The sequence below is a fragment of the Chelativorans multitrophicus genome, from assembly GCF_011317445.1.
Taxonomy (GTDB): domain Bacteria; phylum Pseudomonadota; class Alphaproteobacteria; order Rhizobiales; family Rhizobiaceae; genus Chelativorans; species Chelativorans multitrophicus.
Genome location: NZ_JAAAPL010000001.1, coordinates 1,374,217 through 1,399,193 on the forward strand (window position 1 = coordinate 1,374,217; position 24,977 = coordinate 1,399,193).

20 protein-coding genes are annotated in these 24,977 nt (G+C 59.9%); 11 read left to right on the top strand and 9 right to left on the bottom strand.

Translation table 11 applies throughout. The features are described 5' to 3' along the window. Positions 1–182: 182 nt before the first annotated feature. Entirely contained in the window at positions 183–2,141 is a 1,959-nt protein-coding gene (locus tag GNP00_RS06800; protein ID WP_011579516.1) for an acetoacetate--CoA ligase, read from the bottom strand. 201 nt (positions 2,142–2,342) lie between these two features. Here GNP00_RS06800 and GNP00_RS06805 point away from each other — a divergent pair, with 201 nt between their 5' ends. Further along, complete coding sequence (locus tag GNP00_RS06805) at positions 2,343–4,154, top strand: AsmA family protein (RefSeq protein ID WP_011579515.1); 1,812 nt, start codon at positions 2,343–2,345, stop codon at positions 4,152–4,154. Between the two features lie 25 nt (positions 4,155–4,179). Here the strand turns inward: GNP00_RS06805 and GNP00_RS06810 are convergent, their stop codons facing one another. From GNP00_RS06810 to GNP00_RS06825, 4 genes are all read right to left on the bottom strand, one after another. Further along, the gene (locus tag GNP00_RS06810; protein ID WP_011579514.1) at positions 4,180–4,998 is read right to left on the bottom strand and encodes an ABC transporter permease; all 819 of its coding nucleotides are present in this window, start codon (positions 4,996–4,998) and stop codon (positions 4,180–4,182) included. 2 nt (positions 4,999–5,000) lie between these two features. Beyond that, positions 5,001–5,912, bottom strand: a complete 912-nt coding sequence (locus tag GNP00_RS06815) for an ABC transporter permease subunit (RefSeq protein ID WP_011579513.1) — start codon at positions 5,910–5,912, stop codon at positions 5,001–5,003. A 2-nt stretch (positions 5,913–5,914) separates the two neighbouring features. After that, positions 5,915–7,054: an ABC transporter ATP-binding protein gene (locus tag GNP00_RS06820; RefSeq protein WP_011579512.1), complete on the bottom strand. Its 1,140-nt coding sequence runs from the start codon at positions 7,052–7,054 to the stop codon at positions 5,915–5,917. 66 nt (positions 7,055–7,120) lie between these two features. Further along, positions 7,121–8,218: a polyamine ABC transporter substrate-binding protein gene (locus tag GNP00_RS06825; RefSeq protein WP_011579511.1), complete on the bottom strand. Its 1,098-nt coding sequence runs from the start codon at positions 8,216–8,218 to the stop codon at positions 7,121–7,123. 421 nt (positions 8,219–8,639) lie between these two features. Here GNP00_RS06825 and GNP00_RS06830 point away from each other — a divergent pair, with 421 nt between their 5' ends. The 6 genes from GNP00_RS06830 to edd all read left to right on the top strand — a co-directional run bounded on the left by GNP00_RS06830 (position 8,640) and on the right by edd (position 16,257). Continuing rightward, positions 8,640–9,071: a response regulator receiver protein gene (locus GNP00_RS06830; protein ID WP_011579510.1), complete on the top strand. Its 432-nt coding sequence runs from the start codon at positions 8,640–8,642 to the stop codon at positions 9,069–9,071. Between the two features lie 114 nt (positions 9,072–9,185). After that, positions 9,186–10,613, top strand: coding sequence for a glutamine synthetase family protein (locus GNP00_RS06835; protein ID WP_011579509.1), 1,428 nt, complete (start codon positions 9,186–9,188; stop codon positions 10,611–10,613). A gap of 100 nt (positions 10,614–10,713) precedes the next feature. Then, complete coding sequence (locus GNP00_RS06840; RefSeq protein ID WP_011579508.1) at positions 10,714–12,000, top strand: NAD(P)/FAD-dependent oxidoreductase; 1,287 nt, start codon at positions 10,714–10,716, stop codon at positions 11,998–12,000. Positions 12,001–12,181: 181 nt separating this feature from the next. Next, positions 12,182–13,654, top strand: coding sequence for a glucose-6-phosphate dehydrogenase (zwf, locus tag GNP00_RS06845; RefSeq protein WP_011579507.1), 1,473 nt, complete (start codon positions 12,182–12,184; stop codon positions 13,652–13,654). Next, a complete protein-coding gene (gene pgl, locus GNP00_RS06850) occupies positions 13,654–14,382 on the top strand; it encodes a 6-phosphogluconolactonase (RefSeq protein WP_011579506.1) in 729 nt (242 codons plus the stop codon). The genes zwf and pgl overlap by 1 nt, the downstream gene beginning before the upstream one ends. 60 nt (positions 14,383–14,442) lie before the next feature. After that, the gene (gene edd / locus GNP00_RS06855; RefSeq protein WP_011579505.1) at positions 14,443–16,257 is read left to right on the top strand and encodes a phosphogluconate dehydratase; all 1,815 of its coding nucleotides are present in this window, start codon (positions 14,443–14,445) and stop codon (positions 16,255–16,257) included. 21 nt (positions 16,258–16,278) lie between these two features. Here edd and GNP00_RS06860 read toward each other — a convergent pair whose 3' ends face one another. Continuing rightward, positions 16,279–17,748: a NoeA host specific nodulation protein gene (locus GNP00_RS06860; protein WP_011579504.1), complete on the bottom strand. Its 1,470-nt coding sequence runs from the start codon at positions 17,746–17,748 to the stop codon at positions 16,279–16,281. Beyond that, entirely contained in the window at positions 17,745–18,008 is a 264-nt protein-coding gene (locus tag GNP00_RS06865; RefSeq protein WP_011579503.1) for a hypothetical protein, read from the bottom strand. Before GNP00_RS06865 ends, GNP00_RS06860 begins: the two co-directional genes overlap by 4 nt. Positions 18,009–18,203: 195 nt before the next feature. On the opposite strand from GNP00_RS06865, the gene GNP00_RS06870 reads away from it, so the two are divergent. Both GNP00_RS06870 and chrA read left to right on the top strand, forming a co-directional pair. Continuing rightward, positions 18,204–19,874 (top strand): sulfatase-like hydrolase/transferase, encoded by a 1,671-nt coding sequence (locus tag GNP00_RS06870; RefSeq protein ID WP_011579502.1) that lies wholly within the window; start codon positions 18,204–18,206, stop codon positions 19,872–19,874. Positions 19,875–19,979: 105 nt separating this feature from the next. Continuing rightward, positions 19,980–21,380, top strand: a complete 1,401-nt coding sequence (gene chrA / locus GNP00_RS06875) for a chromate efflux transporter (protein ID WP_011579501.1) — start codon at positions 19,980–19,982, stop codon at positions 21,378–21,380. Between the two features lie 7 nt (positions 21,381–21,387). On the opposite strand, the gene GNP00_RS06880 is transcribed toward chrA, so the two are convergent. Further along, positions 21,388–22,284: a bifunctional methylenetetrahydrofolate dehydrogenase/methenyltetrahydrofolate cyclohydrolase gene (locus tag GNP00_RS06880; RefSeq protein WP_011579500.1), complete on the bottom strand. Its 897-nt coding sequence runs from the start codon at positions 22,282–22,284 to the stop codon at positions 21,388–21,390. A gap of 199 nt (positions 22,285–22,483) precedes the next feature. On the opposite strand from GNP00_RS06880, the gene proC reads away from it, so the two are divergent. Then, the gene (proC, locus tag GNP00_RS06885; RefSeq protein ID WP_011579499.1) at positions 22,484–23,293 is read left to right on the top strand and encodes a pyrroline-5-carboxylate reductase; all 810 of its coding nucleotides are present in this window, start codon (positions 22,484–22,486) and stop codon (positions 23,291–23,293) included. A 20-nt stretch (positions 23,294–23,313) separates the two neighbouring features. After that, positions 23,314–24,153, top strand: coding sequence for a purine-nucleoside phosphorylase (locus tag GNP00_RS06890; protein WP_011579498.1), 840 nt, complete (start codon positions 23,314–23,316; stop codon positions 24,151–24,153). Between the two features lie 17 nt (positions 24,154–24,170). Here the strand turns inward: GNP00_RS06890 and GNP00_RS06895 are convergent, their stop codons facing one another. Further along, positions 24,171–24,728 (bottom strand): HdeD family acid-resistance protein, encoded by a 558-nt coding sequence (locus tag GNP00_RS06895; protein ID WP_011579497.1) that lies wholly within the window; start codon positions 24,726–24,728, stop codon positions 24,171–24,173. Between the last annotated feature and the right edge of the window lie 249 nt (positions 24,729–24,977).

A 24,977-nucleotide genomic window follows, 5' to 3' on the forward strand; every position in this document is an offset into this window, starting at 1 on the left:
GATCTTTTCCGCGTTTCGGGGCCGATCCGTCAAGTTGGCTCGGACTATTGGTGCCAACCCTTAACAGAAGCTTACCCGACAAAGTTAAATTGCAACTGCGTGGTTCGCCGTCGGATTACGGTAAAGTCCCGCGCAACGCTCCATCAACCTTGGTAGAGCGGTAAGCTCGCACGTAAGACGCCTCAATCCTTAAGCTCAGGAAGCTCGCGGTAGAGTTCCAAAGCCTCCGGATTTGCGAGCGCCTCCTTGTTCTTCACCTCGCGTCCATGCACCACGTCGCGCACGGCAAGCTCGGTGATCTTGCCGGATTTCGTGCGCGGAATATCCTTCACCGCCACGATCTTGGCCGGCACATGGCGCGGGCTTGCGCCTGTTCTGATGCGATCCCGGATTTTCTTTTGCAGGGCCTCATCGAGCATCAAACCCTCGGCAAGCCGCACGAACAGGACCACGCGCACGTCGCCGTCCCAATCCTGGCCGATACAGATTGCCTCCAATATTTCCGGAAGCTGCTCGACCTGATTGTAAATCTCCGCCGTGCCGATGCGCACGCCGCCGGGATTAAGCGTGGCGTCGGAGCGGCCGTGAATGACGATACCTCCATGCGGCGTCCATTCGGCGAAATCGCCATGGCACCAGATATTCTCGAATCGGTCGAAATAGGCGGATCGGTATTTCTCGCCCGACGGATCGTTCCAGAAGGCGATCGGCATGGAGGGGAACGCCTTCGTGCAGACCAACTCCCCTTTCCCGCTCTCCAGCGGATGGCCCTGGTCGTCCCAGACTTCAATGGCCATGCCAAGACCGGGCCCCTGTATCTCACCGCTCCAGACGGGAAGCAGGGGGATCCCCAGTACGAAACAGGACACGATATCGGTCCCCCCGGAGATCGAAGCCAGATGCACGTCCTTCTTGATCGAATGATAAACGAACTCGAAGCATTCCGGCGAAAGCGGCGAACCTGTCGAGGAAATCACGCGTATGCTTGAAAGATCATGCGTTCTCGCCGGCTCAAGTCCGGCCTTGCGTACCGCGTCGATGAACTTTGCCGACGTACCGAAATAGGTCATCCGCTCGCCGGCCGCGAAATCGAAGAGTATGTTTCCGTCCGGATAAAAGGGAGAGCCGTCGTAGAGCAAAAGCGTTGCACCCGAAGCAAGCCCGGTGACCAGCCAGTTCCACATCATCCACCCGCAGGTCGTGAAATAGAAGAAGCGGTCTCCATCTGCGAGCCCGGCATGCAAACGATGCTCCTTCACATGTTGGAGCAGCGTTCCGCCGGCCGAGTGGACGATGCATTTGGGGATGCCCGTAGTGCCCGAGGAAAAGAGGATATAGAGCGGGTGCGCAAAGGGCAGCCGCTCATAGGTGAGCGGCCCCGCCGAGAATGGAGCAATTGCATCATCCAGCGCAACCGCACGCTCGATGCCGGATGCAGCATTCCGCGCGCTGCCCAGATAGTCGACGATCAAAGCTTTCCTCACGCTCGGCAGCGCCGAAAGAATCTCGGCCGTCTTTTGGCCCACGTCGAAAGCTTTTCCGCCATACCAATAGCCGTCCGGCGCGATGAAGAGCACAGGCTCGATCTGACCGAAGCGGTCGAGCACGCCGCGCACGCCGAAATCCGGCGAGCAGGAGGACCAAACCGCGCCGAGCGATGCGGCCGCAAGCATGGCTGCAACAGTTTCGGGCATATTCGGCATCATTCCGGCGATGCGGTCACCTGCCTTTACACCCTCCGCCTTGAAGAGCTGCTGCAAGCGAGAAACGAGCGCCTTCAACTCATGCCACGAGATCCGCCGCTCCACCTTGTCTTCTCCGCGGAAGACTATCGCATCGCCATTGCCGGACTTCCAAAGCAGGTTCTCAGCGAAATTCAGCTTAGCGTCGGGGAAATAGGCGGCCCCGGGCATCTTGTCGCCATCGATAAGCACGCGCTCTCCGCGCTCGCCGATGATGCCGCAGAAATCCCACACGAGTTGCCAGAACTCTTCCCGGTGATCGACGGACCAGCGATGAAGCGCGGCATGACCATCGATAGACCGGCCCGTCCGGTGAACTGCCTCTCGAATGAAGGCGGTCATCGGCGCCTTTTCGATCTGCTCGGCCGATGGGATCCAAAGCGGCATTGCTTGCTTCATGTTTCGTGCTCCATCAAACTCGCCGCTTATGCAACGACTCACCCAAACGAGCAAGCAGGGATAGCCTTCAGGCTTGCCACCCCAGATCGCAGGTCCCTAACAGCCTCTAACAAACTGTGTTAGAAGGGTTTGAATTGGGAACCCCATCGTTTAAACCGCGAGGAACGGTTCGGTCAAAGTTGGGAATTACGGCGAGGATGTATGCCGATATCGCTGGCGAAGAAAGGTAGCTGGGCTGTCGGCACGGTAGTGCTCCTCATCGTATTGGTTGTGGCAGTGCTTCCTTTAATCGCCTCAACCCGGATCGTGCGGAACAGCATCGCCTACCAGATGAGCGCGTGGAGCGGCTATCACGTAAGGCTGGACGAGACACCGGAAATCAATGTCTGGCCGCTTCAGGCCGTGCTCCACGACGTCACCTTGCTGGATTCAGAGGGAAGCAACGGCCAGACCGTGCTCGATGCCGAGCGGATCGACATAGATCTTTCGGCCCTCGCCGCGCTGCGCGGCGATATCGTGTTCACCCGCATGCGGCTGATCCGCCCGGTGCTACGTGTCAGGCAGCGGGGGGACGAGCTACAGCCCATTTCCCCGCAGGGATGGGGCAAGGTCCCCCAATCCGTAGAAGCCGCCAAGCAGGCAGTTTCCGCCGCCCCACGCAATCCCGACACCGCCTTCCTCCCAAATGACTCCTTCGGCAAGATCGAGTTCGAGGAGGGCCGCATTGTCGCGGAAGACGGACAGAACCAGAGCGATATAGTCACCAGCTTTTCGGGCACGCTCGACTGGCCTGCGCTCAATCGCCAGGCGTCGCTTTCCGCCACAGGTATCTGGCACGGAGAAAGCATTTCGCTCACCGCCTCCATTGCCGAGCCGTTAATCCTTTTCGGCGGCGGCAATACAGCCGTCAGTCTTTCGCTTAAAGCGCCGCCAGCCAATCTCTCTTTCGAGGGGATGGCGAGCCGTTCGGAAAACGGTTTTGTAGACGGGGATTTTACACTATCGGCGCCCTCCCTCAGCCGGCTCGTCGAGTGGACCCACTCGCGCATGCCGCTGGCCAGCAGGATCGGACCGTTTTCCATCTCTGCGAGAATGCTCGGCAATCCAAAACGCCTGAAATTCGAACAAGCCGCGCTCACACTCGATAAGAGCGCCGCGGAAGGTCTTCTCGACGTAACCTTCGATTCAAGCCGCCCTACCGTTGCGGGCACCCTTGCATTCGATACCCTTAATCTGCGTGCCTTGCTGGATGCTTTCAATCCGCTTTCTACCGGCAATGAGGAACAGAAAGAACCCGGAGCGCAGACCGAGCTTGATTTTGACCTTCGTGTTTCAGCGGCTTCCGCCACATATGACAATGCGGTCCTGACTGATGTCGCGGCAGCGGCGATGGTGCGCGAGGACCTTGCGGCATTCGATATTTCCGATGCCAGCGCCTTTGGCGGCACATTGCAGTTTGGCCTGCGCCGAAGCAACGGAGATAACGTCGACATCAGCATGACAGGCGAGGAGATCAATATCGGCGAAATGGCCGCTGCATTCGGCTATCAAAGGCTCATGCCCCAGGCCACCGGCGATTTCTCCCTGATACTGAAAGGCACCGGGCAGCGCATCGAAACGGTGCTGCAATCGGCGGACGGGAGTGTTTCGGCAAATCTCGGCGCCGGCAGCGTACCGGGGCTCAGTATCGATGCTTTCCTGACCCGCAGCGAAGCAGGCAACTTCTTTCCAATGGCAGCGCTGGAAGAAGGGATGCTGCGAACGGAGAGCATCAAGATGAAGGCGACGGTCAGCAAAGGCGTGATGCAGATCAATGACGCCGAGGCGAAGTCGGGCCCTTACACCATCGGGATAAATGGTTTCGTTCCGCTTGCCGGCCGCGGGCTTGCGCTTTATGGCACGCTTGCTGCGCCGGAAAACACGGATGAACGGCTTAAATCGCCCCTCTCCTTCTTTGTAGGAGGCAACTGGGCGGCCCCATTCATCGCCTCCTTCCTCCCGGCGGAAGACTGAGAAGCCAATCTACTCCCTGAAGGCCTTAAGAGCCGAACGCTAGCAGTTCCTCTCGCCGGCGCCGCAACTCACGCCGCTTGTTTGTAATCGAGGCCGCGATGACCCCAATGGTCACCACGCCGATCAAAATCGTGCAGACGGCGTTAATTTCCGGCGTAACACCCAGGCGCACCTGGCTATAAATTTTCATGGGCAGGGTCGTGGCACCCGGCCCCGACGTAAAGCTCGCAATCACCAGATCATCGAGCGAAAGGGTGAAGGCAAGCATCCAGCCCGAAATCACCGCCGGGAGAATGATCGGCAGCGTGACCTGGAAGAACGCCCGCATTGGCGTGGCGCCCAAATCCATCGCCGCCTCCTCCAGCGAGCGGTCGAATGACACCAGCCGCGATTGCACCACCACGGCAACGAAGCACATCGAGAAGGTAATGTGGGCCAGAGTGACCGTCATGAACCCGCGGTCGAGCCCGATCGCTACAAAGAGGAGCAGCAGCGACAGCCCGGTGATCACCTCCGGCATAACCAAAGGCGCGAATACCATTCCCGAAAACAGCAGCCGCCCACGAAACCGCGTGTAGCGCGTCAAGGCCACGGCCGCCATTGTTCCCAGTACGGTTGCCACCGTGGCCGAGATGAAAGCGATCCGCGCCGTCACCCAGGCGGCCTCCATCAATCCGCGATTTGACAGAAGCGAGACGTACCATCGCGTCGAGAACCCCGCCCAGACCGTCACGAGGCGGGATTCGTTGAATGAATAGATCACCAGCAGGACGATCGGAAGGTAAAGGAATGCAAATCCCAGAACCAGCGCAGCGACATTGAAACGTCCCCATGTGCCAGCCATGGTCAACCCGCCTTTTCCTGCGCACGCGCCTGGGCACGCTGGAAGTAGACGATAGGCAATACCAGAAGGAGCAGGAGCACGATCGCCACTGCTGAAGAAACCGGCCAGTCGCGATTGGCGAAAAACTCGTTCCAGAGCGTTTTGCCGATCATCAATGTCTGGGAACCGCCGAGCAGATCGGGAATGACGAATTCGCCGACGGCCGGAATGAAGACCAGCATACATCCCGCAACGATGCCTGGGCGGGAGAGCGGAAAGGTGATCTTCCAAAAAGCAGAGAAGGCCGTGCAGCCGAGATCCTCGGCCGCCTCGATCAGCGAATAGTCCATTTTTTCCAGTGTCGCATAGAGCGGCAGTACCATGAATGGCAGGTAGGAATAGACGATGCCGATATAGACTGCCGTCGTCGTGTTGATGATGACAAGAGGCTGGTCGATGACACCAAGCAGCATAAGGAACTGGTTGAGAAGCCCTTCAGGCTTCAAGATTCCGATCCAGGCATAGACGCGGATCAGAAAGCTCGTCCAGAACGGCAAGATCACCATCATCAGGAGAATGGGCCGGATGGAAAGCGGCGCGCGCGCCATTCCGTAGGCGATGGGATAACCCACGAGCAAGGTGAGAAGTGTCGAAACAGCGGCGATCCAAAGGCTCGAGAGATAGGCATTCACGTAAAGCGGATCGCCCGCGAGCCAAAGATAATTGTCGAGAGAGAGAGCCCCCAGCTTCTGGATGAAACCGCCGATGCCGTCTTGCCAGCTGAAGACAGGCAAATAGGGCGGTATGGCGATCATCGGCTGCGATAGCGAGATCTTCAGGACGATGAAGAAGGGAACGAGAAAGAAGACCAGCAACCAAAAATATGGAACGGCAATGACCAGGCGCCTGCCGAGGCTGGGGACAAGCTTTCGCATCTCTACTCCGTCAGCAGCACGACGGCATCGGCCGAGAAGGAGATCCAGGCCCGGTCGTGCCAGGTGAGCGCATCCTCAAGCCGGCGCATGCTGTTGATCATGCTCGCCTTGACAATCCGGCCATCATCCAGCCTCACATTGTAGATCGTCATATCGCCAAGATAGGCGATGTCCCAGATCTCACCGTTGAACGCGTTTTCTGCCTCCGGCGGGCGTTCGCGCGAAACGCGCATCTTTTCCGGGCGGATCGCAAGCCAGACCGTATCGCCGGGCGCGGCGCGCGTCGAACCTCCCACCCAGAATTCCGCGCCGCTCGCATCGCGGATGTGGGCGATGCCGGCGTTCTCCTTCACCAATCTTCCCTCGAACATGTTGATGGAACCGACAAAATCCGCAACGAAGCGAGACGCCGGCGCTTCATAGACTTCCGCGGGGGTTGCCACCTGTAACACTCGGCCCTTATCCATGATGGCGATCCGATCGGCCATCGTCATCGCCTCTTCCTGATCATGCGTGACGACCAGGAAGGTGAGGCCCAGGTCGTGCTGAAGATCCATCAGTTCGAACTGGGTCTCCTCGCGGAGCTTCTTATCCAGCGCTCCCAGCGGTTCATCCAGCAGCAGGACCTTCGGCCTTTTCGCAATGGAGCGCGCCAGCGCCACGCGCTGACGCTGGCCGCCGGAAAGCTGGTGCGGCTTGCGTTTCGCAAATGGCTCGAGCTTCACGAGCTTCAGCATCTGCGCCACGCGCCCGGCGATTTCTGCCTTGGGCATCCCGTCCTGCTTGAGCCCGAAGGCGATATTGGCCTCGACCGTCATATGCGGGAACAGCGCATATGACTGGAACATCATATTCACGGGACGGCGGTAAGGCGGCACCCTGAGCAGATCCTGTCCGTCGAGCAGGATGCGCCCGGAAGTCGGCTGCTCGAAACCGGCCAGCATTCGCAGAAGCGTGGTCTTACCGCAGCCGGAAGCGCCTAGAAGCGCGAAGAATTCGCGCTCATAAATTGTCAGCGAGAGGTCATCCACGGCGACGAAGTCGCCGAAGCGCTTGCTCACATTCTCGAAGCGAATATAAGGCTTTGCACTGGGGTCCGCCCAGGGCGCAAAGCTCCTGCGAATGCTGCCCAGCGATGCCATCGCCTGCTCCGTCTTGTCCCACCCCGAGGCGGAGAGCCCGGCGAGCCCGCCGGACCTTTATAGCCGCTACTGACCGGTGACCACCTTGGTCCACATGCGGGTGATCAGGCGCTGCGCACGCGAGTCATAGGGCGTGGCCGTGAAGAGTTTTTGCAGGGTTGCGTCGTCGGGATAGACCGCCGGATCATCGATAACTTCCGCATCGAGCAATTCCTGCGAAGCCTTATTGCCGTTCGCGTAGAATACATAATTCGATGCCTTGGCGATCACCTCGGGGCGCATCATGTAGTTGATAAACTCGTGAGCCTCCTCCACATGAGGCGCATCAGCGGGGATCGCCATCTGGTCGAACCACATCTGGGCGCCTTCCTTCGGGATCGCATAGGCGATCTCCACGCCCTGGCCGGCTTCCGCCGCCCGGTCGCGGGCCTGGAAAACGTCGCCCGAATAGCCGACAGCCACGCAGATGTCTCCGTTGGCAAGCGCGTTGATATATTCGGAAGAGTGGAACTTGCGGATATTGGGCCTCACGGAAAGCAACAGCGCCTCAACCTTCTGAAGATCGTCGGGATTGTCGCTGTTGGGGTCGAGCCCGAGGTAATTCAGCGCAGCATGTGTGATCTCGGACGAAGCATCGAGCACGTGTATGCCGCAGCCGGCAAGCTTGGAAGCGACCTCGGGTTTGAAGACCACGTCCCACGAATTGATCCTGTCCGTGCCGAGCGCCTCCTTCACCTTCGCCTTGTTATAGCCGATCCCGGTGGTGCCCCACATATAGTTGACCGAATACTCGTTGCCCGGATCGTAGACGGCCGTCCGCTCCGATACGAAATCCCACATGTTCGAGAGGTTGGGCAGCTTCGACTTGTCGAGCTTCTGAAATACGCCTGCTTGGATCTGGCGCGCCAAGAACTCGCCCGAAGGCACAACGACGTCATAGCCGGTGCCACCGGCAAGCAGCTTCGTCTCCAGAATTTCATTGGAATCGAAGAGATCGTAGACGACTTTGATCCCGGTCTCGGCAGTGAACTCCTGCAGGATCGATTCGTCGATGTAATCGGACCAGTTATAGACGTGGACGGTGCGCTCCTGCGCCGCTGCGCCCGAGGCGAATACCGCCGCAGCGACGGAAACGGCAGAAAACAGACCAGCCTTTCGGTTCATTTTCGTCTCCCATTGTCGACCAGTTCCGCCCCGCCTTTCCGTCGCGGGAAAACGGGGAAATCAGCGGCAAACCTATTGTCGTTTGATGGGGGCGACAAGGGCGAAATTTGCTGTGGTGCAATGCGCTTCCGCAGCAAAGCTGCGGTTTAAAGCGTTCCAATCCGTCTGGACGGCCTTTCGCAAAGATTCTTACCCGCGCGCCCGTTCCAGGCGCGCCAAAATAGCGCAGAAAACCTGCCCGGCGCCCACGGTCCATCAACTGCTTTCCCAAAGAGCGATTTGGTGGATCACCGGTTCCTGATGAAGTTTCATACGTACGTTTATGCGGGTTGACATAGGCCCTCCAATAACGAGTATGCCGCGGCTCACCGCAACCATGCATTGAACCGGCGGTTCAGCGAAAATCAGGATGAGGACAAGCATGGGACGATACGGCCTTGGGGGTTCAGGCCGCCGTGAAACTCATTCCATCACGGCTAGGGGTGATTGCCGCATCCTTGTTGTTGCGGCCTCACCCATCAATCGCATCGTCATTTCCCGCATGATCGAGCGCATTTATCTGAAGACGGCTGCGGTCAGCCCCGAAGCCGCGCTCGAGGCGGTGGCCACTAACCGCCCGGCATTGCTTATCATCGATGAAGGATCATACGGCGATTTGGATGCATTGTTGCAGGCGGTGGCCGATCTAAGACAGTCTTCGGCAACCGGTTTCCCTCGAATCGTGCTGATCGTCGAGCCGTCCCGGCTCGGTAATCCCGGCTACGATGGGATAGCGGATGCGGTTATCGCAAAGCCGATAATGCCGGAGACATTGCAGCCGGTCGTTGAGCGCCTGACGCGGGACCCCGCTTAGCCACGCATCCAAAAAAGGACGGCGCAGGCCTGAAAGGGCCGTGCTCAATCTTGGTAACCCTTTCTTTCTAGGTTGTGCCAGGGCTATAGTGATCAGAGCATTCTTGGTGAACCAATGTTAGATGACAGCAAGGCAGGCCGCACCAACAGAGGCGGACGCCGGACGCCCGCTTTTTTGAAGAATTTGCGCGGAGTTAAGGGCTGGAAAGAAGCGCGAGCCTGGCTCGAATGGCGCGGTATCGAGGATATCGAATGCATTGCGCCGGACCAAGCAGGCGTCGCGCGCGGCAAGATGATGCCGTCGAAGAAGTTCATTTCGAACACGTCCCTCGCTCTTCCGTCCGCCGTTTTCATGGCAACCATCTCCGGCGAATATCCTGAAGACGGCAACGGGTTCACCTATCCCGAGGACGACGGTGACCTGAAACTCGTGCCGGATCTCTCTACCCTCTCAGTGGTTCCATGGGAGACGGACCCGACCGCCCAGGTGATCTGCGACCTGGCGCATCAGGACGGGCGAGCGGTCGAATTCAGCCCGCGCAACGTCCTGAGGCGGGTCGTCGCCAAATATGCGGAGCACGGCCTGAAGCCGATTGTCGCCCCTGAGATCGAATTCTATCTCGTTCACAAGAATCCTGATCCCGACTACCCGCTGACGCCTCCTGTCGGGCGTTCGGGAAGGCCGATCGGTGGCGGACAGGGCTATTCGATCGCGGGTGTCAACGAGTTCGACGAACTCATTGACGACATCTACCACTTCTCCGAAGGCCAGGGGCTGGAGATCGATACGCTCATCCACGAAGAGGGCGCGGGGCAACTGGAGATCAATCTGCGCCACGGCGACCCGGTTGAACTTGCCGATCAGGTCTTCCTCTTCAAGCGGACAATCCGGGAAGCCGCGCTCAAACACGAGATGTACGCCACCTTCATGGCCAAGCCGATCCAGGATCAGCCGGGCTCGGCGATGCATATCCATCAATCCGTGGTGACGTTGAAGGGGGGGCGCAACGTCTTCTCCGATGAGAACGGCGAAGAAACAGACGTTTTTCGTCACTTCATCGGCGGCTTACAGCAGCATATCCCGAACGCGCTGATCATGCTGGCGCCTTATGTGAACTCCTACAGGCGGCTGACACAGGCGGGCTCGGCGCCGGTCAACACGCGCTGGGGTTATGACAACAGGACGACTGCCTTTCGCGTGCCCCGCTCGGATCCGAACTCCAGGCGCGTGGAAAACCGCATACCCTCCTCCGATGCCAATCCTTATTTGGCGCTTGCCGCCTCCCTGGCGTGCGGACTGATCGGAATACTCCAAAAGATCGAACCCGACGCACCGGCCGGCACAGCGGTCAACACGGACGTGATCAACCTGCCCCGCGGTCTCCTCGAGGCGGTCGCCCTGTTTGAAGCGGACGAGAGCCTCAGGAATATTGTCGGCGATCTTTTCGCGAGCACCTATGCCGCAATCAAGCGGGCTGAATTCGAGACGTTCATGAAGGTCATCAGCCCTTGGGAGCGGGAGTATCTGTTGTTGAATGTGTGATTAAGCGAGTAGCGAATAGGGTTTAGCGAGTAGGGATGACATTCTTAATCTTCCGCCAGCCCGCCATTCGCTATTCGCTACTCCCTATTCGCTGGTTGCCATGCCTCACCAATCCCCCATTTCTCCCGGCTACTCCTGGTATGAGGATACCATAGGCCTGCGGCCGGAATATCCGCGACTCGACGGTGACCGGCAAGCGGATGTAGCAATTGTCGGCGGGGGGTTCACGGGCCTGTCGGCGGCGGTCCATCTTGCCAAGGCAGGCGCGGATGTCGCCCTGATCGAGGCACACAGGATGGGCGACGGCGCGTCCGGCCGAAATGGAGGCCAGCTCGGCACCGGTCAGCGCGCCTGGGCGGAGGAGCTGGAATCTGATCTCGGCTACACGCGGTCGAAGGCGCTTTTCGATCTCGCCGAGGAAGCCAAGGCGCATCTTATCGATTTCGCGCAGGTGAATGGAATCGAGATCGATTACATGCCGGGGCAGCTTTCCGTCGTCCATAGGCGGCGGTATGTCAACGCATACCGCGCCCATGCAGACATCATGCGCGAGCGCTACTCCTATCCGCATATCAGCTTCATGGGAGCCGAGGAGACCAGGGAGCGGCTGGGATCCACACGCTATGTGGCTGGTATCCGCGACACGGGAACCGGCCACATTCATCCGTTGAAACTGGTGATCGGTACCGCGCGGATAGCAGCCGCGGCCGGAGCCCACCTTTTTGAAGGCACACGCGCCACAAACATCAATACGCTTTCCGGAAAAGTGCGGGTGGCGACGCCCTTCGGCACGATCACGGCAGAGAAATGCCTCATTGCGACCGATGCATATACCGGCAATCTGCAGCCGGCGGTCGCAGCCCACCTTCTTCCCATCGGCTCCTTCATTGGCGCGACCGTGCCGCTTGGAGCGGATAGCCCCGTGCTTCCGGGTGGAGAAAGCGTCGATGATTCCCGTTTCGTCGTCCGCTACTTTCGGAAGTCTAAAGACGGGCGGCTGCTCTTTGGCGGACGGGAAGTCTATTCCAAGGGCAGCCCGCGTGAAATCCGCGCCCAGATCAGGCGCCAAATCGCTGAAGTTTACCCATATCTGCGCGATATCGAGATCACCCATGCCTGGGGCGGCTCCGTCGGCATCACCATGCCGCGCCGTCCCTTCGTGAGGGAAGTGATGCCCAACGTCATCGCCGCGGGTGGCTATTCCGGTCATGGCGTGATGCTGGCGAATTTCATGGGCCGGCTCTATGCGGAAGCCGCCGCAGGAAACCGGGATCGCCTCAAACTGCTCGAGGATTTGCGCATTCCACAGTTCCCCGGAGGGACCCGCCTGCGCCATTCCCTCCTTTTCCTCGCGCTGAATTGGTACGCGCTGCGAGACCGAATCTAGGCGCTGGTAACCATCCCGGCGCTCGCCAGGAGTGAAAGCTTGCAAGGCTGGCTTCCCAACCTATCCTCTTGATACGGAAACGCCGTCTTATCGCGCCCCGGCAAAAAGCCGGCGGCAGGGCTCTGGCCTTATTAAATCGATTAGACTATGTAGCGACCATAACAAAGCGGACGCAAAGCCAATGACGAGCCAAACGATACCGGTAGAGCCTTTTGATCTCGTGGTCTTCGGGGCAACAGGTGACCTTTGCGAACGAAAGCTGCTGCCCGCCCTCTACCAGCGCCAGCGTGCCGGCCAATTCAGCGAGCCGACACGCATTATCGGCTCTTCCCGCTCAGAGTTGAGCGACGACCAATACCGCTCTTTCGCACTGGATGCGATCAAAGCGCATGTGGCCAAGGCCGAAATCGACAATCGTGAGCTCGACCGGTTTCTTACCCGAGTTTCCTACGTGTCGGCGGACGCCACCACGGGCCGAGGCTTTAAAGAGCTGAAGGCGGCAATCGGAGATAGCGCGAATGTCCGCGCATTCTATCTCGCCGTTGCTCCTTCCCTGTTCGGCAGCATCGTCGCCCAAATCGATGCTCACCATATCGCGACGCCGACCTCGCGCGTCATCGTTGAAAAGCCGATCGGACGAAGCCTGGAAACTGCGCGGGAGGTCAACGATTCGATAGGCCGGGTTTTCGATGAGGCCCGGATTTTCCGCATAGACCATTATCTCGGCAAGGAGACGGTCCAGAACCTGATGGCGCTGCGCTTTGCCAACGCGCTTTATGAGCCGCTCTGGAATTCGGCCCATGTGGATCACGTACAGATCACCGTCGCCGAATCCGTCGGCCTGGAAGGCAGAGCCGGCTACTACGACAAAGCCGGCGCCCTGCGCGATATGGTGCAGAACCATATGCTGCAGCTCCTCTGCCTCGTCGCTATGGAAGTGCCTGCCTCTCTGGATGCCGATGCCGTCCGCGACGAAAAGCTGAAAGTGCTGCGTGCCTTGAGGCCGATCAATCAGCTCAATTCGGAGCGCGTGACGGTGCGCGGGCAATATCGGGCAGGTGCTTCGAATGGCGGCGCGGTGAAAGGCTATTTGGAAGAGCTTGGGAATGGCGGGAGCGACACGGAAACCTTTGTCGCAGTGAAGGCGGAGATCGGCAATTGGCGCTGGGCAGACGTGCCCTTTTATCTGCGCACCGGCAAACGCATGGCCACGCGCGTTTCCGAAATCGTCATCCAGTTCAAGCCCATTCCCCACTCGATCTTCGGCGATGCGGCAGGCCGAATCTTTGCCAACCAGCTCGTCATTCGCCTGCAGCCGGATGAAGGTGTCAAACAGTGGATCATGATCAAGGATCCCGGTCCGGGCGGCATGCGGCTGCGGCAGATCCCGCTGGACATGAGCTTTGCGGAATCCTTTCACGAGCGCAATCCGGATGCCTATGAGAGGCTGATCATGGATGTAATCCGCGGGAACCAGACACTCTTCATGCGCCGCGACGAGGTGGAAGCTGCCTGGCGGTGGATCGACCCAATCCATGCGGCATGGGAGGAGCGTAGCCAGTCGGTGCAGCCCTATACCGCAGGCACTTGGGGCCCCTCAGCGTCGATCGCCCTCATCGAACGTGACGGTCGCACCTGGCATGAGAGCTTCTGATGGCCAAGGCAGTCTGGCATGAATTCGCCGCGAGCGAGGCTCTCGCGGAAGCCCTCGCCGAAGCGGTGGCGCAGCACCTTGCGGCGGCTCTGGAAAAGCGCGGCATGGCGAGCATCGCCGTTTCCGGCGGCAGCACTCCAGCTCCATTCTTCCGCGCTCTGTCGCGAAAGAAGATCGATTGGGCCCGCATTATCGTCACGCTTGTAGACGAGCGCTTCGTTCCTCCCTCTTCCGAGCGGTCGAATGCTGCTCTGGCTTCGCGTTATTTGCTGCAGAACGATGCGGCGCGAGCGAGCTTCGTACCGCTTTACCAGCCGGTCGAAACGGTCGAGGAGGCTGCCGAGAAGGCAGACGAGGAAATCGGCAGGCTCCCGCTGCCTCTCGATGTCGTCGTGCTCGGCATGGGGCTCGACGGGCACACGGCATCTTTCTTTCCGGATGCGGAAGATATCGCGCTCAAGCTGCAGGTGGAAAATCGCCGCGTGCTGCCCATTCACGCAAGGAGCGCCGGAGAACCGCGCCTGACGCTATCCATGCCCCTTCTTTGCCAGGCACGGCTCATGGTGCTCCATATCGAAGGGCAGGAGAAGCGCCGGCTGCTCGAAGCCGCACTTGCCGAAGAGACCGGTGCGAAGCTGCCCGTGCGGATCGCCGTGGAACAAGCCGCGGCCCCAGTCGCTATCTATTGGGCACCGGGAGCGGCAAGCGCCTCGGGCAAGCGCCCCTGACATCTTGAATATTATCGAGACCGAAGCCACTCGGACTCGACCATGACAGGTTATGAAGCCATGACCGCAAGGCGAGAAATCGAAGCCGTCACAGCCCGCATCCGCGAGCGCTCGCGCCAGACACGGGAAACCTACCTTGCCCGCGTGGACGAAGCGGCGGCCAAGGGAGCTCATCGCAGCACGCTCTCCTGCGGAAACCTGGCGCATGGCTTTGCCGCCTGCGGCCCGCAGGAAAAGCAGGCCCTAGCGGGTGACACCGTTCCCAATCTTGGCATCATCACCGCCTATAACGATATGCTGTCGGCGCACCAACCCTATGAGACGTTTCCGGCGCTCATCAAGGAGGCAGCGCGGGAAGCAGGTGGTGTGGCGCAAGTGGCGGCAGGGGTGCCCGCCATGTGCGACGGCGTTACCCAAGGCCAGCCGGGAATGCAGCTTTCGCTTTTCTCGCGCGACGTCATCGCGCTCGCCACGGCGGTCGGTCTCTCGCACAACATGTTCGATGCTGCCGTCTATCTCGGCATTTGCGACAAGATCGTTCCGGGGCTGACCATCGCGGCGCTTACCTTCGGTCACCTGCCGGCCATATTCATCCCCGCTGGCCCCATGACCAGCGGTCTGCCGAATGACGAGAAGTCGAAGATCCGCCAGCTTTTCGCCGAAGGAAAGATCGGGCGCGAAGCGCTGCTGGATGCCGAATCCAAGTCCTATCACGGACCGGGCACCTGCACCTTTTACGGAACGGCCAACTCCAACCAGATGCTGATGGAGATCATGGGCCTGCACATTCCGGGCTCCTCCTTCGTCAATCCGAACACGCCGCTGCGCGATGCACTTACCAAAGAGGCGGTGAAGCGTGCGCTCGCCATTACGGCGCTTGGCAACGAGTTCACGCCGGTAGGCCGCATGATCGACGAGCGCTCGGTCGTGAACGGCGTGGTGGGGCTCAACGCAACGGGCGGCTCCACCAATCACACGATGCATCTCGTGGCCATGGCGGCGGCCGCCGGCATCAAGCTCACCTGGGCGGACATCGCCGAGATTTCGGAGCATGTGCCCCTTCTGGCGCGGGTTTATCCGAACGGCCTTGCGGACGTGAACCATTTCCATGCCGCGGGCGGGATCGGCTTTCTTGTCCGCGAGCTCCTCGATGCCGGTCTTCTGCATGAGGATGTGCAGACCGTCTGGGGAGCGGGCCTGCGGCAATATGCGATTGAAGCAAAGCTCGGCCCTGACGGTTCAGTGACGCGCGAAATAGCGCCTAACGAAAGCGGGGATGAGAAGGTGCTCGTGCCTGTCGCGAAAGCGTTTCAGCCGACCGGCGGCATACGCGTGCTCAAGGGCAATCTCGGGCAGGCCATCATCAAGACCTCTGCCGTAAAGCCCCAGCACAGGATTATAGAGGCGCCGGCTATTATCTTCCACGCACAGGGAGAATTGCAAGCGGCTTTCAAGGCGGGCGAGCTCGACCGCGATTTTATCGCCGTCATCCGTTTTCAAGGGCCGAAGGCGAATGGCATGCCGGAGCTGCACAAGCTTACGCCGGTGCTCGGCGTGCTGCAGGACCGGGGTTACAAGGTCGCGTTGCTTACGGACGGGCGGATGTCCGGCGCCTCTGGCAAGGTGCCTGCCGCAATCCATGTCACGCCGGAGGCCGCCGACGGCGGCGCAATCGCAAAGCTCAGGGATGGAGACCTGGTGCGGCTGGACGCGGAAGCCGGAACGGTCGAGGCTCTGGTCGACGCGGAGGAATTTTCCGCCCGCGCTCCCGCATCGGCCGATCTCTCCTATGAACATTACGGCATGGGGCGCGAGCTCTTCGCAAGCTTCCGTCAGATCGTTTCACCGGCAGATCAGGGCGCGGCGGTGTTTTGAGGCACACTCCCCTAGGAAGCGCTATTTCGCGGTCGCGAAATAGATGTGCCGCTTACCTCCCTTGAGCGGTTCCTCCGCTTGGATGTCGAAGTGAGCCGACAGAAGCGCGCGGAAGACATCAGGATGGTAATCGTCGTACTGATCGTCCTTATTGGCGAGCAGCGTCTTCACCATCTCGTCGTCCCGGCCCACAAATTCGATCACCAGCGATGTTCCCAGCCCCGCCAGCCAGCTGATGAAATCCGCGAGCGGAATATTGGCTGAGATGACGATGTGATGGACGAGGGCGAGGCAGAGAGTGAGTTCCGGCCGGCCGCGTTCGGTGATGGCCTTTCTCTCTGCGCAGCGCCAGCCCTGGCTTGGTGAAGCATCGGCAAGGTTGACCACAAGGGGCAGGATATTCTTCGCCCGATCCGCGCCCTTCTCGCGCCGGTAGAGGTGCTCGATGGCCATCCAGTCGCCGTCCATGGCCACGACATAGTCGGAGTGCTCAGCAGCGATGCGCGAGAACGTGCCGGTGTTGCAGCCCAGGTCCCATGCGAGTCGCCAATGCCGGGTTGCCGCCGACCGGCGCACGAAATCGATCTTCTTATTCAGCTCCGCGTCATCATAGGAGTGCGTGCGGTCGTAGTCCGCCCAGGTCGTCTTCGTATTGGCGGGCTCCAGCCGGCCAACGAGCCTGGACAGCTTCTCGACATTGCGCTCAATCAACGCTTTGCCGAAGCCTGCATCGGCAAGAGCGCCGCGCATATTCTGCCCGCCACCGGAATACCGCTTCTGAAGGGCCGCTTGCGCGGCCACATGCAGGAGCACGCCGGGCCTGAGAAGGTCGCGCGAAGACATCAGTGCCCGCATCTCCTCCGCCGGAATGCCGTCCACACGGCCCCGCAGCCAGGGACGGAAATCCACGCCCTTATAGGCCTGCAGCATCAAGGGATAGAGAAAAAGCTCGCAAAACTGACGGTAGCCTACCCACGGTTCGCCTTTGTTCAGCGGCTCGAAAGAAGGAATATCGATGAAAACCGGCCGAACCCCGTTCCACTGGATGTTATAGGCAGAAGAATCCTTGAGGATCATGTCGGCGGAAAGGGCGCCCCGCATCAGTTCCAAATGCAGAAGCGCGGCATCCTTCAGCATGCCGAAAGACCATTCATAGGGGTAGGATATGAAGGGCATGCGGGCATGCTCCACCACGCCCGCCCAGCGCCCGAGTTCCAATCCTTCCGCACCAGGATCGACAGTCCAGGTATCGACTACATGGCCCTCACGCTTAAACACTTGAAAAAACGGCGCCACTTCAAGCAGGCGCCAGTTGGCCAACGCTTGCGCGCTCAAATACCGGAATACCCGGCCGTCCCCGTAGAAGACGGCTCCGTTCCGATCGCGGTAAGAGCCGGGCTCACGCTCGATGGCCTGCGGGGTTGTGTCTACTCCTGACAGGCTTTCAATGGCGACCGTCGCCCCCTTTTGCAGCGGACGCGGTTCGTTCACCTATCAGCCTGCACGTTTTTGGAGGGATCTTCCTTGACTTCGACCGGTTGTGCCTCGCGTCTGATGCCAATCGCCGCCAGAAACTTATGCCAATAAAGCTTTCCAGCGATTGCCAATCCCGCCAGACCGCCAAGCAGCACCTGAAGAATCATGCTGCCCGTCCCTGCATCCAGATATGCATAGGCACCGGAAGTGGAAATACCGACGAACAACAGCGAGAGTGTGAGCGGAAATAGAGTGGATGCAATCTTTCGGTGCATCAGACCTGCCTTTCCTCTTGTTGGTTACACGTCCCAACGGGCTTGGAACGCAAACGGTGCCCAGACGTTCCTTTATGTTCAATAAAATTGTCATGTATCTGTCATATACAACGTGAGTCAGCTAAATGCATCTAACTAAAGTACTAAAGTTTCGGTAGCACGGTTCGGGGACCGCCATCGCCATGGAGGGTAAGAATGGCCGAGACTGAAGAGCCGAGCGGGCGGGACGCAACTGGGGGTTCTTCTCGCCGTTCCGTCTTTGCGGACGGCTCATATCCCCTCCACCCGTTCTTATTCGCGGCAGCTTCCGTTCTGGCCGTTCTGGCGCGAAATCTCGACCACGCCGATCTGGGGGACACGCTTAAGTCGCTTGCCGGCGTGCTCATTTTCGCACTCGCCGTCTATCTGCTGGTGGCGCTTCTGCGCCGACGCCTTGACCGGCTCACAGCCGTCCTGGCCAGTGTTTGGGTGGCCGGCCTGCTCTTCTACGCCCAGCTGTTCAGGCCATTGAACGACATCGTCCATGGCAGTTTTTCCATGGCGAAGACGCTGCCCTATGCGCTCGCGATTCTGGCGGCAGCGACCGTTCTGGCTCTTCTCCTTCGCAAGGCGGCGAGGCTGCTTCACAGCGTCCTTACCGGCATTGCGGTTGTCTTGCTGATCACGCCCATATGGAAAGTGGCGAATTATGAGTGGCAGCATGGTGCCGCGCGTGACGCCTATGATCTCGACAGGGCCATGGCGGAAATCGCGCCCTATACTGCGCCTGCAAGCAACCGGCCTTCCGGAAAAAGGCCGCCCGACATCTACCACTTCATCTTCGACCGCTATGCCTCGGAGCCGATTCTGAAGGAGCATTTCGGCATCGACAACAGCGACATCGGGCGATTTCTCGAAGAGCGAGGCTTCTACGTGGCACGGGACAGTTACTCGAATTACCAGAAGACAGGCCACTCGATCGCCTCGACTCTCTACATGGATTATCTCGACCCCCTCCAGAAGGATTCGCGCGTCAAAGGCAGCAATTGGCACCCCATTTATGAAATGCTGGACCGAAGCCGGGTAAGCGGCTTCCTGAAATCGCAGCGCTACGAGATCGTCCAATTCGGCAACTGGTGGGTTGGCACCTATGACAACCTGCTTGCTGACGCGAACCGTCCGCACGGTTTCAGCGAATTCGAAATGAGCTATCTTCGGACCACCGTCATGCGCCCGCTCTTCCACGTTCTTCCCGAGGCGCCGATCACCCGGCGCATCGACTGGGACAATGGGCAATGCCAGCGCGTGCCGCGGCAATTGGAAGAGATCAAGGCCATCGGCGAGCGCGAGAAACCCGTCTATGTCTTCGCGCATTTCCTGACCACCCACGGACCGTTCGTCTTCACGCCCGATGGCCGGTGCCTCACGATGCTGGAGCAACGCGAGCGGGGCGAAGATCAAGCCTATATCGATGGGATCGGCTATTCGAACAAGATAATCGAAGAGACCGTGGAAGCGCTCCAGAGCCCCGACCGCGAGCCGCCGATCATTATCTTCCAGGCCGATGAGGGACCTTTTCCGGAACGGGATTGGCGCGTCCCTTGGCAGGAGTCCCCCGCCGATGAGCTGCGGGTCAAGGCCGGGATTATCAACGCCTATTTCTTTCCTAATCGGGACTATGGCGCGTTGCGATCCAACATCACGCCGGTGAACAGTTACCGCATCGTATTCAACAATTATCTGGGAACCAATTTCCCCCTTCTACCGGACCGCATCTTCTTCTTCCCGAACGATGCGAACATTTACGACTTTCACGATGTAACCGATAAAATCCACGGGCCCGCGAATGTCGTAGGCGAGATCCATCCGCTTCAACCGGTGAACTGAAGGGCTCGCAAGGTGCCGTCTTGACCGTGCACCAAACTTGCGCCACCCCTCTCGCCAAGCGCGCCAATCCCGCCGCGCCTTACCAGGGTCAGTAGAGAGCACGGCATGAGCGAATCCTTGTCCAAAGCGGTGGGGCCAGTGCCCGCTCGCGAGCACGGAATTCCCTTCTTAGAGGGCGTAAAGGTTTGGCTCAGGGTGGCGGCCTTAAGCTTTGGCGGGCCTGCGGGGCAGATTGCAGTGATGCACCGAATCATCGTGGAGGAGAAGCGCTGGATCGGCGAGAGCCGCTTTCTCCATGCTCTAAACTACTGCATGCTGCTTCCCGGCCCCGAAGCGCAGCAGCTTGCCGTCTATATCGGCTGGCTTATGCATCGCACGGCGGGCGGTCTGGTTGCAGGCACACTCTTCGTGCTGCCCGGCTTTCTTTCCATCCTGGGGCTCAGCTATATCTATGCCGCGTTCGGCAATGTCGATCTCGTCGAAGGCCTGTTCTTCGGCCTCAAGGCGGCGGTGCTCGCCGTGGTTCTCCACGCAGTGGTGCGGATTGGCAAGCGGGCGCTCAAGAACCGGGCCATGCTGGCGATTGCCGCAGCGGCGTTCATCGCGATCTTCTTCTTCGACGTGCCGTTTCCGGTCATTATTCTTTCTGCGGCCCTCATCGGCTATCTGGGCGGCAGGGCCGGGTCTTCCCTGTTCCGGATCGGCGGCGGGCACGGCAAGACAAGCGCTGTCGTCACAGCCGATCAAGACTCCGTGCTTGGAGAAGAAGTGCCAGCGCATGCCCGGCCAAATGTCGCGTGGTCGCTAAAAATATCGATCATCCTGCTCGTGCTCTGGCTGGCGCCCGTCGCGATCATCGTCGGCACTCTGGGGCTGAACAACGTCTTCAGCCAAATAGCCCTCTTCTTCAGCCAGATGGCCGTGCTGACCTTCGGCGGCGCCTACGCGGTGCTTGCCTATGTGGCACAGCTGGCCGTGGAGCATTACGGCTGGTTGCGGCCCGGCGAGATGCTCGACGGTTTAGGCATGGCGGAGACCACTCCCGGTCCGCTGATCATGGTCCTCCAGTTCGTGGGCTTCATGGGCGCCTTTCGCGATCCCGGGCCGCTCGACCCCATGAGCGCAGCCACCCTGGGCGCAATCCTCACCACCTGGGTAACCTTCGTCCCCTGTTTCCTCTGGATCTTTCTCGGTGCTCCCTTTGTCGAGACCTTGCGCGAGAACCGTGCCGTTACGGGCGCCATGTCAGCGATCACCGCAGCCGTCGTCGGCGTCATCCTCAATCTGGCGATCTGGTTTTCACTGCACGTGCTCTTTGGCACGCTTACGCTGGTGAGGGGTTATGGCATGAGCGTCGAGGTGCCCATCTGGTCAAGCGTCAATTGGCCAGCGGTGGTCCTGACGGCCGCCTCTCTTCTTGCGATTTTCCTTTTCAGAGCGCCGCTTGCCGCGGTCCTTTTCTCTGCCGCGCTTGCTGGACTGGCGTGGCGGATGCTGCTCTTTTAAGCTCGCTTCAGAATGCAGGCAAATCGCGACCGGAAGCTTTCGAAGCTGCCGCCAACGTATTGGCCATCAGCATGGCGATGGTCATCGGGCCTACACCTCCGGGCACCGGCGTGATAGCTCCGGCCACCTTCTCCGCCTCGGCATAGGCCACGTCGCCAACAAGCTTCATCTTGCCCTCGCCTTTTTCGGGCGCGGGAATCCGGCTTACGCCGACGTCGATAACGGTAGCGCCGGGCTTGATCCAATCGCCCTTCACCATTTCCGGCCGCCCAACCGCCGCAACCAGAATGTCCGCGCCGCGGCACGCCGCCGGCAGGTCGGCGGTTCGGCTGTGCGCGATCGTAACCGTGGCGTTGGCGGCGAGCAGCAGATTGGCCATTGGCTTGCCCACGATATTCGAGCGGCCGATGACGACGGCGGACAGTCCCGAAAGATCCTTGCCGCGCACGCCCTCGATAAGAAGCATCGCACCGGCTGGCGTGCAGGGCACCAGGGCCTTGGTGACCGCGCCGGTGCCAAGCATGCCGACATTCAGAATATGGAAGCCGTCGACATCCTTTTCCGGCGCGATCGTGTGGATAATGCGTTCAGAATCGATCTGCTTGGGAAGCGGAAGCTGGACGAGGATGCCGTGAATTGCCGGATCGCGGTTGAGGGCTTCCACCAGTGAAACAAGCTCCTCTTCGGAGGTGTTCTCCGGCAGCGAATGCTGTACCGAGTGAAAACCGCACTCGGTTGCCTTCCGCCCCTTGGAGGCCACATAGACCTGGCTTGCAGGATCCTCGCCCACGATCACGACCGCCAGGCCGGGCGTAACGCCATTTGCCTTGAGGTCCTGAGTTTCGCGTGTCACCTTTTCCAGGATCGTTGCAGCGACGGCCTTTCCATCAATAATCTGCACCATGGATAACTCGCTCCTCCGGCTGCCCATTACTCACATAAGCGGCAAAAGCCCGCGCGTGCAACGGCATGGTCGCCCCGCTTATTGCCGCAGCCGTTAGCGTTCAACAAGCCTGTGGCGGCGGGAGGGATGCGAGTTTCCATCGAAATGGTTGCATCGCGCGGCCCGACGCGCCATTGCTTGAGCAGCATAGGAGGTGTTGATGGGCAAGCGAGTCGTTCTCGTCGGTTGCGGCAATATGGGTTATGCCATGATGAAGGGCTGGCTCGCGGCGGGAAAGCTTTCCGCGGCCGATATCAGCGTCGTTGAACCAAACGACGAGCTGCGTGCCCGTGCCGCCGATTGTGGGGTGAGCGTCGCAGCTCAACCAGATGCGTTGCCCTGGAGGGAGGCGGATCTCGTCATCTTTGCCGTGAAGCCGCAGATGGTTCATCAGGTGGTGCCCGATTATCGCTTCTTCGCGCCAGGCGCCACCTTTCTGAGCGTCGCCGCAGGCGCGGGGATTTCCCTCTTCGAAGAGCTGTTGGGACATAACGCAGCCGTTGTCCGCTGCATGCCGAATACGCCCGCTGCAATCGGGAAGGGCATGCTGGTGATTGTCTCGAATGGGAATGTCCGCCCGCAGACAAAGGAATTCGTCAACGAACTCCTGGCCACCAACGGAGCGGTCGCCACAATCGAGGATGAGAGCCTCATGGACACCGTAACAGCTGTTTCGGGCTCAGGTCCGGCCTATGTCTTCCACTTCATCGAATGCCTCACGGCGGCGGGCGAGCAAGCCGGCCTGCCCTCTCAAACGGCAAAGCAGCTGGCCATGCAGACGGTCTATGGCGCGGCAGTTCTTGCCAAGGAAAGCGGCGAGGAGCCAGGGATGCTTAGAGAGCAGGTCACAAGCCCCAACGGAACGACCGCGGCCGCACTGAAGGTTCTGATGGGCGAAGAGCGGCTGCAAAGACTCCTGGGCGAGGCCGTGGAAGCGGCCCGGCAGCGTTCCATAGAGCTTGGAAAGTAATCTCCCGGGGAGAAGAGCCAATGCCAGAAAGCTTGCTCGAACGGCTCAATCGCGCTGATGGCTCGATCGCCGCGCGGGCTGGCCCACCGGTCGAGGTCGGTATCATCCTGGGCTCCGGTCTTGGGGATCTGGCTCAATCCGTCGACGACGCGGAGGTGATCCCATATACCGAGATCGAAGCCTTTCCGGTTCCAACCGCCCCCGGGCATAAAGGACAGCTCGTCATTGGCACTCTCCACGGGAGGCGGGTGGCGGTGATGCAAGGCCGGCTTCACCTCTATGAAGGTCGCAGCCCGCAGGACATCGCGCTTGGTCCTTATCTCCTCAAGCGGCTTGGCAGCGCCAGCCTCATCGTCACAAATGCCGCCAGCGGCCTTCATCCGGCATACCGGCCAGGGGACGTGATGCTGATTGAGGATCACCTCAATTTCACCGGCCTCAATCCGCTTGTCGGCTCCAACAGCCCCGAGATCGGCCTGCGCTTTCCCGATATGTCGCGGGCCTATGATCCCGCCCTCCTCGATCTTGCAGAGGAAGCTGCAGAGCGAGCGCTCCAGCCAGTCCACAAGGGAATCTATGGAGGCATTCTCGGCCCTTCCCTGGAGACGCTTGCCGAGCGTCGCTTTTTACGCGCTTCCGGATGTGACGCCGTGGGGATGTCGACTGTTACGGAGGTCATCGCGGCGGTGCATGGCGGATTGCGCGTCATCGGCATTTCCGCGATCACCAATACCGCCGCCATCGGAGACCGGCGCACGGACACGATCGAGGAGGCGCTGACCAGCGCGGCCAACTGCGCAGAGAAGATCGACGCTATTCTGCGGCAGCTCCTTCCACTCCTGCCGCATCATACTCGCTGAGGCAGGAGCTTCCCGAATTACGGGTTGCGCAGCGCCAACCCGGCAGCGATCCAGCCCACGCCGGCAAAGATCAGATCGACGCCCAGGAAGATACCCAGCACGAAAAGGCTCGTCGCCGGCCAGCCGGCAACAATTATGAGACCGACAATCACCGTTATGACGGCCGAAACGAGAATCCAGCCCCAACCGGGCGCATCGCGCATCTGGGCTGCCAGAACGCCGCGCACGATTCCTGCCGCGATCAACCCAATGCCCAGAACGAGCGTCAGGACCACGGAGGCCAAGAGTGGATTTGAGAAGGCGATAAAGCCAGCCACCACATAAAGGGCGCCAATCAGTACCCACAGGAAGAAGCGCCCCCAGCTCCTCATCTGGAAACCATGGATGATCTCCGCAATTCCAGAAAGGGTCATCATTACGCCAACCACGAACACACTCGCGACCGTGGCGGTCACTACACTGCCGAGTGCAATGACGCCCGCGATCAGGAAGATAACGCCTAGCGCCACTACCCAACCCCAGCGCGTTCTAAGTTCAGAACGGCCACCCGAAGCCACATCCGCCGTGCCAACCATTGCAGTCTCCTTTATCCGACGAACAGCCGGGACCGCCGCGCCGTTTAACGGCCACGGCGACCTTCGGATCGAAGCTCTCACTTCCCTCCGGCACTGTCAAACAAGGACATGGCAGACAGTTTCCAAAGCCTTGAAAAGGCATGGGGCTTGCTATCAAAATCGAGCGAAGGCGGCGCCGAGCAACACCACTTGCTAAAAAACATATGCCGCCCCGGATTATCCGCTGGAATGCGGTGTTCTTCCAATCTA